At 64.6% G+C, this 13244-nt stretch carries 13 protein-coding genes; 2 read left to right on the plus strand and 11 right to left on the minus strand.

Features of this window, described 5'->3' with window-relative positions:
• Positions 1-7 precede the first annotated feature (7 nt).
• Complete coding sequence (locus LB519_RS22065; protein WP_224621173.1) at positions 8-607, minus strand: dihydrofolate reductase family protein; 600 nt, start codon at positions 605-607, stop codon at positions 8-10.
• Positions 608-710: 103 nt separating this feature from the next.
• Between LB519_RS22065 and LB519_RS22070 the strand changes: the two genes are divergently transcribed.
• Positions 711-1127: a winged helix-turn-helix transcriptional regulator gene (locus LB519_RS22070; protein WP_024501648.1), complete on the plus strand. Its 417-nt coding sequence runs from the start codon at positions 711-713 to the stop codon at positions 1125-1127.
• 121 nt (positions 1128-1248) lie between these two features.
• Positions 1249-2496 carry a DNA polymerase IV gene (gene dinB, locus LB519_RS22075; protein WP_224621174.1) on the plus strand — a complete coding sequence of 416 codons (1248 nt, stop codon included), beginning with the start codon at positions 1249-1251 and terminating at the stop codon, positions 2494-2496.
• Positions 2497-2505: 9 nt separating this feature from the next.
• Here the strand turns inward: dinB and LB519_RS22080 are convergent, their stop codons facing one another.
• The 10 genes from LB519_RS22080 to groL all read right to left on the minus strand — a co-directional run bounded on the left by LB519_RS22080 (position 2506) and on the right by groL (position 13222).
• Positions 2506-3537: a cupin domain-containing protein gene (locus LB519_RS22080; RefSeq protein ID WP_224621177.1), complete on the minus strand. Its 1032-nt coding sequence runs from the start codon at positions 3535-3537 to the stop codon at positions 2506-2508.
• 140 nt (positions 3538-3677) lie between these two features.
• Entirely contained in the window at positions 3678-5279 is a 1602-nt protein-coding gene (locus tag LB519_RS22085) for an FGGY-family carbohydrate kinase (protein ID WP_224621179.1), read from the minus strand.
• A 141-nt stretch (positions 5280-5420) separates the two neighbouring features.
• Positions 5421-6149: an SDR family oxidoreductase gene (locus LB519_RS22090; RefSeq protein WP_024501651.1), complete on the minus strand. Its 729-nt coding sequence runs from the start codon at positions 6147-6149 to the stop codon at positions 5421-5423.
• Positions 6150-6171: 22 nt separating this feature from the next.
• Entirely contained in the window at positions 6172-7428 is a 1257-nt protein-coding gene (locus LB519_RS22095; RefSeq protein ID WP_013530725.1) for a sugar ABC transporter permease, read from the minus strand.
• Complete coding sequence (locus LB519_RS22100; protein ID WP_013530724.1) at positions 7425-8246, minus strand: ATP-binding cassette domain-containing protein; 822 nt, start codon at positions 8244-8246, stop codon at positions 7425-7427. The genes LB519_RS22095 and LB519_RS22100 overlap by 4 nt, the downstream gene beginning before the upstream one ends.
• 96 nt (positions 8247-8342) lie before the next feature.
• Positions 8343-9431: a sugar ABC transporter substrate-binding protein gene (locus LB519_RS22105; RefSeq protein ID WP_013530723.1), complete on the minus strand. Its 1089-nt coding sequence runs from the start codon at positions 9429-9431 to the stop codon at positions 8343-8345.
• A gap of 248 nt (positions 9432-9679) precedes the next feature.
• Positions 9680-10564, minus strand: coding sequence for an AraC family transcriptional regulator (locus LB519_RS22110; protein ID WP_013530722.1), 885 nt, complete (start codon positions 10562-10564; stop codon positions 9680-9682).
• A gap of 336 nt (positions 10565-10900) precedes the next feature.
• A complete protein-coding gene (locus tag LB519_RS22115) occupies positions 10901-11194 on the minus strand; it encodes a DUF982 domain-containing protein (RefSeq protein ID WP_224621181.1) in 294 nt (97 codons plus the stop codon).
• Between the two features lie 98 nt (positions 11195-11292).
• Positions 11293-11520 carry a hypothetical protein gene (locus LB519_RS22120; RefSeq protein WP_013530720.1) on the minus strand — a complete coding sequence of 76 codons (228 nt, stop codon included), beginning with the start codon at positions 11518-11520 and terminating at the stop codon, positions 11293-11295.
• Positions 11521-11590: 70 nt separating this feature from the next.
• On the minus strand, positions 11591-13222 hold the full coding sequence (gene groL, locus LB519_RS22125; protein ID WP_024501656.1) for a chaperonin GroEL: 1632 nt from the start codon (positions 13220-13222) through the stop codon (positions 11591-11593).
• Between the last annotated feature and the right edge of the window lie 22 nt (positions 13223-13244).

Genomic DNA, 13244 nt, shown 5'->3' on the forward strand with positions numbered 1-13244 from the left:
GTCCCCCTCACCCCGCCGGTGCATAGCGACTGACCACCATGCCACAGTCATAGGTCTTCGAGCCGAGCAGCCGCAGGTTTCTAAAACCGCCCTGATCAAAAATCCGGCGGCCCGCACCCAGCACCGCCGGGTTGATGAAAAGCTGAAACTCGTCGACCAGCCCGGCCGCAATCAGCGCCGACGCGAAACCGGCGCCGCCGAACACGGCCATGTCGCCGCCCTCGCCCGCTTTCAGCGCATTGACTTCGCGCGGCAGGTCGCCGCTGGCCACGCTCGTGCGCTCCCAGACCGGCTCCCCGGCCGATTGCTTGAACTTATCACTGAGCACCACCTTGCGGGCGTCGACGATGCGTTGCGCAAAGGCGTAGAACGGATCGTGCGGAAACTTCTTGGCGGCATTGCCCCAATGGGTGAGATAGCCCTCCTGTGCCATCTTGCGGCTGAGCAGGATGGTATCGACGCCTGTGAAGACAGAGTTGAAGTCCTGCTTCAGCTCATCGTCCCAGGCGCTCTCGTCACCCCACTCCCAGAGCTGCCAGGAATGATCCTCGGTGGCGCCGACAAAGCCGTCGACCGACATCTGCATCTGCAGGACCAGCTTTTTCACCATCATTCTCCTCACGGCTATCGCAAAACAGTTTACATTTGGAACTGTTGACGCAAGGCCAAAACGATGTCAATAGTAAAGTGATTTATAAATGGAACCATAGATGGCGACGCGCGAAAAATCCGACTGCCCGATCAACCTGTCGCTCGAACTCATCGGCGACCGCTGGACGCTGCTCATCATCCGCGACATGGTCTTCGCCGGGAAAAAGCACTTTCGCGAATTCCTGCAATCCGACGAAGGCATCTCCTCGCGCACGCTGGCCGAGCGACTGCAAACGCTTCAGGACGAAGGCATCCTCACCAGAAGCGACGACCCGACGCATGGCTTGAGAACGGTCTACCGGCTGACCGAAGCAGGCATCGACCTATTGCCGGTGCTGGCGACGCTCGGCGCCTGGGGCAGCAGGCACCGCAAGGCCGACGAGAGATTGGCCAGGATTGCCAACCAGTTGGCGGCAGGCGGCGAAGCAGCGCTGGAAAAGATGAAAGCGGCGCTGCGAACGGAGCATAGTGTCTAGGCGGTTGCGTTCAAGCCGAACCGGCATGGCTGTTGCCGCACCCAATCGCTCTTCGCTTGACAACCATCCATCTTTGTTCTTTATTTGTTCTATTCTATCAGCAACTGCGGATGTGCGGTCGATGGAAACGACAGCCACCATCCTGCATGCCGATCTCGACGCTTTCTACGCCTCTGTCGAGCAGTTGCTCGATCCGTCGCTGCGCGGCAAGCCGATCGCGGTGGGCGGCGGCGTCGTGCTCGCCGCTTCCTATGAGGCGCGCGCCTTCGGCGTGCGTGGCGGCATGCCGGGGCGCAAGGCGCGCGAACTCTGCCCGCATTTGATCTTCGTCGGCGGCAATTTCAGCCATTACCAGCGGCTGGGCGATGCGGCGATCAAGGTGCTCGACGATTTTACGCCTGTAGTCGAGCGCATTTCCATCGACGAGGCGTTTGCCGACGTCGCCGGCTGCACGCATCTGTTCGGCTCGCCGCAGGAGATCGCGACAACCATCCGCCGCCGCGTGCGGGCCGAACTCGGCCTGCCGATCTCGATCGGCGTGGCGCGCACCAAGCATCTGGCCAAGATCGCCTCGCAGGTCGCCAAACCCGACGGGCTGGTGGTCGTCGAACCCGGCACCGAACTCGCCTTCCTGCATGATCTGCCGGTCGGACTGATGTGGGGCGTCGGCCCGGCGACCAGGGCGCGGCTGGCCGAGATCGGCGTCGAGACCATCGGTCAACTGGCCAGGACGCATCGCGGCGCGCTGACGCGCCTGCTCGGTCCCGCCGCCGGCGAAAAGCTCGCCGCCCTGTCCTGGAACCGCGACCCGCGAAAGCTGGAGACGAAGCGCCGCGCGCATTCGGCCGGCGCCCAATCGGCGCTTGGCCAGAAGCCGGCTGTGGCACGGGTCATCGTGCCGACACTGCTGCATCTGGCCGACCGCGTCGCCAGCCGGCTGCGCGCCAAGGCAAGGCCCGGCCGCACGGTGACGGTACGCGTGCGCTTTGCCGATCTCAGAGCCGTCACCCGCTCGATCACGCTTGACCAGCCGATCTCGGCAACCGCGATGCTGGCCGAGATCGCCGGCGATCTGGTGCGCGGCGTGCTTGCCGACAATCCACAGGAGAAAACGATCTCGCTGCTGGCGATCTCGGTCTCGCATCTTGAGGAAAGCTTCGAGTTGCAGCTCCACCTGCCGCTTGGCCTCGCCGACGAGAGGCGCCGGCCCGGCACGAAGAAGGGCCTAGCACGCTTCGACGCCGACCGCGCCATCGACAAGATCCGCGAGCGCTTCGGCAAACAGGCGGTCGGCTACGGCACCGTGGCACTGGAGGCGGCGCGCTCGGTTCCCGACGAATTCAGGGAGTTGGCGGAGAAGGAGCTGTGAAGCCGGGGGCTACTCCATCTCTTCGCCGTCCCAGTACCGCCTCACCGCTCCCATGTCGAAAATGCCGTCGCGCCGGCGCAAGGCGTCGACCGCCATCTTGTTGGAATCTGGATAGACGCAGACCTCGTTGGGATTTTTCTCGCCGATCATCAGGTAGCGGCACGGCCCCGTGCCGCTGTTGAGGAAGGAATGCCCGACCGCCAGGCCGGCTGGAAAGCAGACATAATCGCCGGTTTTCATTTCGTGGCGCTCCTCGCCAAGCAGCAGCGTCACCTCCCCTTCCAGGATCAGCGCATGCTCCTCTTCGAGCATGTGATAGTGCCGGGGCGCCAAGCGCATGCCGGGCGCCGGCGCTTCGATCAGCATGCCGACATGATAGTCGGAGCGTCCCAGCGCGGCATAAGTCAGGTGCCTGGACCGGCCGCCGAACCGCGGACCTTCGCCCTCGACCTTCCATTCGACAGCATCGCTGGCGATCGGCGGGATCGGCGCGGCTGGGGGTTTGGTGACACCGGCCGTCACATCCGACGGCAGCGGATCGCCGGCGGCAAGGCCGGTGTTCTCGCCGTCCCAGTAGCTTCGGTTTGCAGCGAGATCGAAGATCGCGCGGCGGCCCAGGGCGCGTACCAGCACCTTGTTGGAGGCGGTGTAGACGACCACTTCATTCGGGTTGCGCTCGCCGACGATGACATAGCGGCACAGTGCGTCGCTGGTATTGATCAGGCAATGCCCCGCCGCGGCACCGGCGGGAAAGCAGATGTAGTCGCCGGCCTTCATTGCATAGGCCGCGTCGCCGACATACGCGGTAAGCGCCCCTTCGAGGATGAAGACATGCTCTTCCTCGAAAATATGGTAATGCGCCGGCGAGGACTGCTTGCCAGCCGGAAGCTCCTCGATTGCCACGCCGACACGGTGTTTTTCGCCAAGGGCGGCCAGCGACAAATGCCGGTAGCGCAGGCCGAAGCGTGGCACGTCGGACCATTCCGTCCACGGCACCTCATCCGATGCGAATGGTAGCGGCGGTTTAGCTTCGTCCACCATTAGGGCCTCCTGGTCCTGTCGCCCTGCCCTCGTCGCGTGCTGCTAGAGGGTCCACGACAGAACAAAGCTGCCAGCTTCCAGCTAAACCGCCAAGCGGTGTTCGCTACGCTCCTGACAAAGCCGGACAGAAGCCGCGCGCTTCAGCCTCGGATGGCCTTGCCCGCCTGCTGCAGCAATTCGAACGCCGCGAAGCGTTTGGCATGCCAGCCGGCCAGCGTAGCGTCGGGATGATAGACCTCGCCGAGTTCCGACATGCCGGCCATCGCCGCCGCCACATCCTTGTAGGCACCGGCGGCGACCGCGCCCAGCATCGCCGAGCCGAGCAGCACCGGTTCCGGCGAGGTCGAGGCCACCACCACCATGCCTGTGGTGTCCGCCAGCAGTTGGCGCACCAGCGGGCTTTGGCCGGCGCCGCCACTGACCACGATGGTGTCGACGGGAATGCCCTTGTCATGCTCGGCCCGCACGATCTGGCGCGCGCCGTAGCCCAGCCCGCAGACCCCGGCGACATAGAGCCCGACCAGGCTGTCGAGGCTGGTGTCGAGATCGAGCCCGGCAATCAGCGCGCGCGCGTCCGGGTCGGCGAAAGGCGCGCGGTTGCCGAGGAACTCCGGCACGACATGGATGCCGCCGACCAGGGCCGGCGTTGCTGCGGCTCCATTGCGGCTTTGCGCCTGCAGCGACAGCCAGGCGCTGAGGCTGAGCCCCTCGGCTTGCGCTTTGGCGGTCGCTTCGCCGGCTGCAGGGTGCATGCGCACCAGATGATCAATCGCAGCACCAGCTGCCGACTGGCCGCCCTCGTTCAGCCACAGGCCCGGCACCATGGCCGAGAAATACGGACCCCAGACACCGTCGACGAAGGCCGGCTCGGCGGTCGACGACATTGTGCAGGCCGAGGTGCCGAAGACATAGGCCATGCGCGACAGCACGCTGCCGAAATCGCCGCGCGCGCCGACCGTGCCGACGCCCCCGGCATGCGCGTCGATCAGCCCAGCCGCCACCGCGGTGCCGGGGTTGAGACCAAGGTCTGCTGCTGCCTGCGCGGTCAATCCGCCGCCGAGTGCGGCACCGGCCGGCACGATCTCGGTGCCGATGCGCGCGAATGCCTCGTCGGCCAGCGCGCCGAGGCCGATCTTGCGGAAATACGTCTCGTCCCAGCGGCTCTCATGCGCCAGATAGGTCCATTTGCAGGTCACCGTGCAGACCGAACGGGCAAGGCTGCCGGTCGCCCGCCAGGTGAGGAAATCGGCGAGGTCCATGAACTGCCAGGCGGCGTCGAAAGTGGCGGGCAGGTTTTCGGCCAGCCACAAGAGTTTCGGCGTTTCCATCTCCGGCGAGATGACGCCGCCGACGTAGTTCAGCACCGCCTCGCCACTGCGATTGATGCGGCGCGTCTGCTCGACCGCGCGATGATCCATCCAGACGATGATGTTGCGTTCGGGATTTCTCGACGGGCCAACAGCCAACGGTACGCCGCCCTCGCCCAGCACCACCAGCGAACAGGTGGCGTCGAAGCCGATGCCGGCGATCGCCTCGGGCGCCACGCCCGATTGCGCGACCGCTTCACGCGTGGCCGCGCAAACCGCCCGCCAGATGTCGTTGCTCGACTGCTCGACAATGTCGCCGGCCTCGCGCCAGACCTCGATGTCCCGTTTGGCCAAGGCAAGCAGGTTTCCCATGTGGTCGAACACCCCGGCCCGCGCGCTGCCGGTGCCGACGTCGATGCCGAGGAAGTGGGACATTGGGGGAAACCTTCGGTTTAAGGCAGTAGGGGAGTAGGGCAGTAAGGCAGTACGGGAATAGGAGATGGTGGCTTGGCTCGGGCCCGGGCATTGAACGGCAGAGCAATCATAATGCCCTACTGCCCTACTGCCCTACTCCCCCTAGAGATCATTGCTCTGCGGCAAAATCACCAGATCGCGGATCGTGACGTTGCGCGGCCGGGTCAGCATGAACATCACGGCTTCGGCCACCTCGCGTGGCTGCATCAGGCCGCCGGCGGCGAGTTCCTCTTCGAGCTTAGCCTTTGGCCAGTCGTCGACCAGTGCCGTCACCACCGGGCCGGGCGCCACGGCGCCGACGCGCAGGCCGTGCTTGGCGACCTGCCGGCGCACCGTGTGGACGAAGGCCTGCACGGCGTGCTTGGAGGCCGTGTAGATCGGTTCCCAGACCACCGGGACCAGACCGGCGATCGAACTGGTGACGATGATGTCGCCGGTCTTGCGTTCGATCATGTGCGGCAGCACCGCCTGGATCGAACGGAAGCAGGCATTGATGTTGAGGTTGAGCATGCGATCCCAGACGTCGGGATCGCCGGTCGCCACCTCGCCGCCGACATAGGCGCCGGCATTGGCATGGAAGATGTCGAGCTGGCCGGCCTTCTCCAGGATTTGCGGCATCATGGTGGCGACGCTTGCCGGCTGCATCAGGTCGATCACCAGCGGGATCGCTTTGGGGCCGAGTTCGGCGCACAGTTTGTTCAGCGTCGCCTCGGCGCGGTCGACCAGCACCACGGTGGCGCCGGCCGCCAGCATATGCCTGGCGCATTCGAGGCCGATGCCTGACGCGGCACCGGTGACGGCGGCAACTTTTCCGGACAGTTCTTGGCTCATGTCTTGCTTCCTGTTGATGGGTTCAGGCCCGGCCATGCGAGACACGCGAGCGGCGTGCCAGCGAGTCGACGATGACCGCGATGGCAAGCACGGCGCCGGTGATCATGTACCGAAGCGACGAGGACAGATCGAGCAGCGTGAGGCCGCTGGCGATCGACTGGATGACGATGATGCCGAGCAGTGCCGAATAGGCGCTGCCGCGGCCGCCGAACAGGCTGGTGCCGCCTATGACGGCCGCTGCGATGGCGTTGAGGTTGACGTCGCCCGTGCCGGCCTGCTGGCTGGCCGAGGCAAGGCGGGCCGCCGACAGCACGCCGCCGAAAGCCGCCAGCATCGAGCACAGCACGAAGGCGCTGGAATAGATCAGCCGCACATTGATGCCGGCGCGCCGCGCCGCCTCGCGGTTGCCGCCGACCGCCGACATAGAGCGGCCCCATTTGGTCCGCGTCAGCGCGTAGTGCATCGATATGACCAGGCCGACGAACAGGCCGAACATCCACGGAATGCCGCGCGCCTGATTGAGATAGAAGACGATGAGCTCGAGAATGACCGTAATCACCACCGCGCGCGTGACGAGCCCGCCGGTCGACGGCGCCGACAGGTTCGCTGCGCGGCGGCGCGCGACGGTGCGCAGGCCGGTGATCAGCATGACGATGCCCGGCACGGCCGCCAGAGCGAACGAGACGAGTTTGGGCATCATCAGCAACTGGCCGAAATTCACCAGGTTCGAGCCGTAGGGCAGGTTGATCGAGCCGGTCGAGCCGAGGATGTAGAGCTGCAGGCCAAGCACCGCCAGCAAGCCGGCCAGCGTCGAGACGAAGCTCGGCATGCCGAGCCGGTTGAACAGCAGCGCATAGAGGGCGCCGATGAAGCCGCCGACGGCAACAGCGGCCAGAATCGCGAGCGCCACCGGCCAGCCCTGGTTGACCCACAGCGTGCCGACCATGGCCGAGGCAAAGCCGCTGATCGAACCGACCGACAGGTCGATCTCGCCGACCATCAAAACGCAGACGATGCCGAGCGCGATGACGCCGACGGTGGAGCAATCGAACAGCAGATTGACCAGATTGCTGCTCGACAGGAAGATCGGGTTGATGCTGGCGAACACCGTCCAGATGATGACCAGCCCGACAATCACTGGCAGCGAGCCGAGATCGCCCGAGCGGACCCGGTCGAAGAACCGGCGGATGGCGCCGCCAATCCCCGCCTCGTGCTTGACGCGCACATCGGCGCGGTCGAGCTGCGGCGGCACGGGGGCGGCTTCGGCTTCGCGGCTCATGGGCGTGGCTCCTGGGTCTGGTCTTGCCTGGCCTGCCTGCGCTCGGCGCGCCGCGACACCGAATTGTTCGAGGCGCCGGTGATGGCGCTGACCAGTTCCTGGTTCGAGGCATCGGGCGAGAAGATGCCGTTGTTGCGGCCAAGCCGCAGCACGACGATGCGGTCGGCGACGGCGCGCACGTCTTCCATGTTGTGGCTGATGATGACGACGCCGAGGCCGCGATCGCGCACCCGCTCGATCAAATTGAGCACTTCCGCCGTCTGCGCCACGCCAAGCGCTGCCGTCGGCTCGTCGAGCAGGATGAGCTTGGGTTCGAGCAGCAGCGAGCGCGCGATCGCCACCGTCTGGCGCTGGCCGCCCGACAGTGAAGCGACCACTTCGCGGACACTCGGGATGCGCGCCGAAAGCTCGTTGAGCAGCGTCCAGGCGCGCACTTCCATCGCCACCTCGTCCAGCCGCAGCGGGCTGAGTTCGCGGCCAAGGAAGATGTTGGCGACGATGTCGAGGTTCTCGCACAGCGCCAGGTCCTGGAACACGGTGGCGATGCCGAGCGTCAGCGCGGCACTCGGATCGGCAAGCGTCACCGGCTTGCCGCGAAAGCTGATGGTTCCCGAGCTCGGCTGATGCACGCCGGCCAGGATCTTGACCAGGGTCGACTTGCCGGCGCCATTGTCGCCGACTAGCGCCACCACTTCGCCTGCATGGACATCGAGATCGATGTCGGTGAGCGCCGAAACGGCGCCGAAATTCTTCGAAACGCCGCGCAGGCTGAGCACCAGCTCGCCTGCCGGAACCGGTTCGTCCGAGGTATCGGTCATGCCAGGAAGCCTTTCAAAACCGGTTCAAAAATTTCGCATGAGCGCTGCCTGGCCACCGCGCGGGTGGCCAGGCAGCGGAGCGGGCAAGGGTCGCGGTCAGTTCCCGATGCCCAGCTTCTTGCAGCCTTCCGCGTAACGATCGACGCAGAGCTCGGCCGCGGTGTTGATCTTCTTGTCGATGATCTCGGCCTTCAGGTTTTCCTGCGTCACAACAGCCGGCGTGAACAGCTGCGAGGGCGTATCGTACAGCGTCATCTCGGCCTTAGGCGTCTCGCCAGAAAGTAGCTTGATGGCGATGTTGGCGGCGGCCGCCGCCACGATCTCGCTCGGCTTGGAGATGGTGTTGTACTGGTCGCCGGCGATGATCAGCTGCAGTGCCGCGATCGTCGCGTCATTGCCGGTCACCGGCGGCACCGGATCGACGCCGGCCGCCTTGAAGGCCGCGATGGCGCCGCCACCGGTGCCGTCATTGGCGGCAACCACGCCGAGGATTTTCGGGCCGAAGCGGGTGATCTGGCCGCCGGCCCATTGCTGCGCCTTCGGCGGCGCCCATTCCGGCGTGTCGTATTCGGCCAGGATCTTGTAGCCGCTGTTGTCGAGGCCGGCATGGATGCCCTTCTTGATCAGGCCGGCCGCCGCGTCGGTCGGCGAACCGTTGATCTGTAAAACGCCGCCGGTGGCCGGATCGACCTTCAGCGCCTTCAGGTGCTCGACCAGCGAATCGGCGATGGCCTTGCCGATGCCTTCATTGTTGAACGAGACATAGAAGTCAGCCGGCGCTGTCGGGATTGGCCGGTCATAGGCTATGACCTTGATGCCCTGGCTCTGCGCCAGCTTGACCAGCGAGGCGGCGGCGGTCGAGTCGACGGGGTCGAGCACGATCGCCTTGGCGCCCTGCGAGATCACCGAGTTGAACTGCTGCTGCTGGCGCGAGGCGTCGGCATCGGCGTTCTGGTAGAGCACCTTGCAGCCCGGGCACAGCTTCTTCATCTCGGCGGCGAAGCCGGGATAATCATGCTGTTCGTAACGGGTCGAGGCCTGGTCAGGCATCAGGAAGGCCACGGTGGCGTCGGTGACTTCGGCTGCCTTGGCGATAGCGGCGGTGCCTGCCAGCAGCGACAGCGCAAGCGCTGCCATGCCGGCGGACTTGCCAGTGGACTTCAATGAAATTGAAAGTTTGGTCATTCGGTCTTCTCCGTTTCTGGATATGTTGTAAGAAGGTCGTTGACTGCTTTGGTGGTCTGAAGACACCCATCCACCCTCGCCCCAACTGCAGGGGAACCAGGGTCCGGCGCTGGACTTTCGAGCTGCGCCTACATCCTCCGCCGACGAAGGAATTCGAGACAAGCGTTCTCCATCGCGAACCGCTCAACGCGGCTCACGTCCGTCATGCAAAAGAAAAATCCTCCCTTGGTTCCTCCCTGGCTCCTCCGTTAAGCGGCTTTTCCCGCGTTGATGTTGTCGGCCAGCAGGCGCCTGAAGCGCGAGGGCGGCATGCCCTTCTCCGCCAGGAACTGCCGGTTGAAATTGGACAGGTTGTTGAAGCCGACCTCGTAGCAGATGTCGGTAATCGACGCCTGCTCATCGCTCATCAGGATCTGGCAGGCGAGATTGATGCGCAGCCGCTTGACATACTGCACCAGCGACATGCCGGTGTGGCGGCGAAACGAGCGCGAGAAGGCCCCGGTCGACTGGCCGGCGATGGCGGCGAGATCCGCCTCGTCGAACAGCTGCGTCAGGTTCTCCCTGATATAGGCAAGCGCCTTGTTCATGCCGGCGGTCATGTAGCCCGACGGATCGGGCCGATAGCTGGCGCTGGCCAGCAGCTGGAATTCCTGGGCGCGGCTGAGCAGGCCGGCGATCATCATGAACAGCTCGATGCGGCGCACGCCCTGCGCCTGCATCATCTCTTCCATCAATGGCGCCAGCGCCTTGCTGGTGCGGTTGGAAAACAGCACGCCGCGCCGCGACGCCTCGAGCAGAGCCGCAAGCCCCGCCAGCTCCGGCAGCACATGCATGGCATCGCCGATGAAACTTTCGGAAAACTGAATGATGCGGCCGCGCAGCGGGATCGAGCTGTCCTTGGGGATGTCGCTGACCCAATTGTGGGGCAGGTTCGGCCCCGTCAGCACCAGATTGCCCGGCTCGAACTCGCCGATGAAGTCGCCGACGAAATAGCGGCCGTTGGTGAAGATTACCTGATGCAGTTCATATTCTGGATGGAAGTGCCAGCGCACCGTGTGGAAGGGGTAGCCGTGCGACCACGCCTTGAAGGACTCACCGCGTCGTATCTGGACAACTTCCAGGTCCGGTTCCATGTCCGTTTCCTCCCGGGCCGGCACGGATATTTGCCGCGTTCGGCCCAATTCCCTAAACCGGCCGAATTGGTTTCGGCTCTGCATTTCAAGAGCCACGGTACCGGCTCATGACAACAGGCGCCACCACGATTCAAGACAATGGATGATACTTTTTTAACCGGAAGGGCGCGCTCAGAGGCGCTATTCGGGCAGAACAGGTCAGTCTTGCTGACGCGTTCGCTCGACTGACCAACGAGAACACTACCGCCCGAAACGGAATTCCAACGTGTCCGGTGGGCGCCTGGCCTATCGCAAGAACAGCGTGTTCAGGCGCTGTTGCAGCGCCGTCATCGTAGTTCAGCTGGTGCGCAGCGCACCACCCGCCGCCGTCGCGAGCGGCGTAACCATGTCAGGCACCAGTATGTCGTGGCGGCGCGCGAAGCTGACCAGCGTGGCCCGCACCGTCTCCGGATCGATTTCGCCGACGATGCCCGCCTTGCAAGCGTTGAGTGCGACGGCATGGGCGCCGTTGCGGCCGGCGCTCGGCCAATCCTGCAGCAGTGCATAGGCTTCCATCACGCTGTCGATCTTCCTCGGAAAGCCCATTCCGACCAGAAGTGTGACCGGTTCCTCGAATTGCCCGCGATTCATGGCTTGTGCCTCCTCTCGATTGTTCAGGGCCTGCAGCGGGCCGAACACCGGGAAGCACGGCCCGCCGCGGATAGGTGAAGGGACTGGCCGATTTCCGTTCAGCCGCTGCCGGCGGATACCTCGGATGTTGCCGACACTTGCTGCGCTGCGAGGAACATCAGTGCCGACGCCGCGGTTCGCCGGTTCCAGCCGGCGGCTTCAGCCATGTCGAGCAGCCCTGCCAGCAGCGGCTTCAGCACGTTCCTGCATTCTGTTTCATAGGCCAGGAATTCCTTCGCTTGATGCGTAGGAGCCGGTACGGATCCGAGGCCAGCCATTGCATCCATCTTTACCTCCACTCTCTCTTCGACTGACGCCCGCTCCCCGCCAGGGGAGCGGGCGGATTGGGCCGCGACTTCAGAAGTCCATGCCGGCGCCGGCGGGCATTGCCGGGGCGGCGGCTTCCTTCTTCGGCTTCTCGGCCACCATGGCCTCCGTGGTCACCAGCAGGCCGGCGACCGATGCCGCGTCCTGGAGGGCGGTGCGCACCACCTTGGCCGGGTCGATAACGCCCTGGCCGAAGAGATCGCCGAATTCATTGGTCTGGGCGTTCCAGCCCCAACCGAATTCGCTTTTCTCGCGCAGCTTGCCGACAATGATCGAGCCTTCGGCGCCGGCATTCTCGGCGATCTGCCGGACCGGCGTTTCGATGGCACGGCGCACGATGTCGACACCTGTCCTCTGGTCCGCATTGTCGGTCTGCACGGTATCGAGCGCCTTGGCCGCCCGCAGCAAGGCGACGCCGCCGCCGGGCAGCACGCCCTCCTCGACGGCCGCGCGGGTTGCATGCAGTGCGTCGTCGACACGGTCCTTGCGCTCCTTGACCTCGACCTCGGTCGAGCCGCCGACCCGGATCACCGCAACGCCGCCTGCGAGCTTGGCCAGCCGCTCCTGCAGCTTTTCGCGGTCATAGTCGGAGGTGGTCTCCTCGATCTGCGCCTTGATCTGTGCGACACGGCCCTGGATCTCTTCCTTGCGGCCGACACCATCGACGATGGTGGTGTTTTCCTTCTCGATCACCACCTTCTTGGCGCGGCCCAGCATCTGCAGCGTTACGTTTTCCAGTTTGATGCCGAGATCTTCCGAGATCGCGGTGCCGCCGGTGAGAATGGCGATGTCCTCCAGCATGGCCTTGCGGCGGTCGCCGAAGCCCGGCGCCTTGACGGCCGCGACCTTGAGGCCGCCGCGCAGCTTGTTGACGACCAGCGTGGCAAGCGCCTCACCCTCCACATCCTCGGCGATGATCAAGAGCGGCTTGCCAGACTGCACCACGGCTTCGAGCACGGGCAGCATCGCTTGCAGATTGGAGAGCTTCTTCTCGTGGATCAGCACATAGGGCTCGTCGAGTTCGACGCGCATCTTGTCCTGGTTGGTGATGAAATAGGGCGAGAGGTAGCCGCGATCGAACTGCATGCCTTCCACGACTTCGAGTTCGGTCTCGGCGGTCTTGGCCTCCTCCACCGTGATGACGCCTTCATTGCCGACCTTCTCCATCGCCTCAGCGAGGAAGCGGCCGATTTCGGCATCGCCATTGGCGGAGATGGTCCCGACCTGCGCGATCTCGTCGTTTCGGGTGACCTTGCGGGCATTGGTCTTCAGTTCGGCGACCACCGCATCGACCGCCTTGTCGATGCCGCGCTTCAGATCCATCGGGTTCATACCCGAGGCAACCGCCTTGGCCCCTTCCCTGACGATCGCCTGTGCAAGCACCGTTGCGGTCGTCGTGCCGTCGCCGGCAAGGTCGTTGGTCTTGGAGGCCACCTCACGCACCATCTGGGCGCCCATGTTCTCGAACTTGTCCTCCAGTTCGATCTCCTTGGCGACGGTGACGCCGTCCTTGGTGATGCGCGGCGCGCCGAACGACTTGTCGATGACCACATTGCGCCCCTTGGGACCGAGCGTCACCTTCACCGCATTGGCAAGGATGTCGACGCCGCGCAGCATCTTCTCGCGCGCTTCGGTATGGAATTTCACTTCTTTGGCAGCCATTGGATCACTCCTTTATCTAGGC

This window comes from Mesorhizobium sp. AD1-1, assembly GCF_020164655.1.
Lineage (GTDB): Bacteria > Pseudomonadota > Alphaproteobacteria > Rhizobiales > Rhizobiaceae > Mesorhizobium > Mesorhizobium ciceri.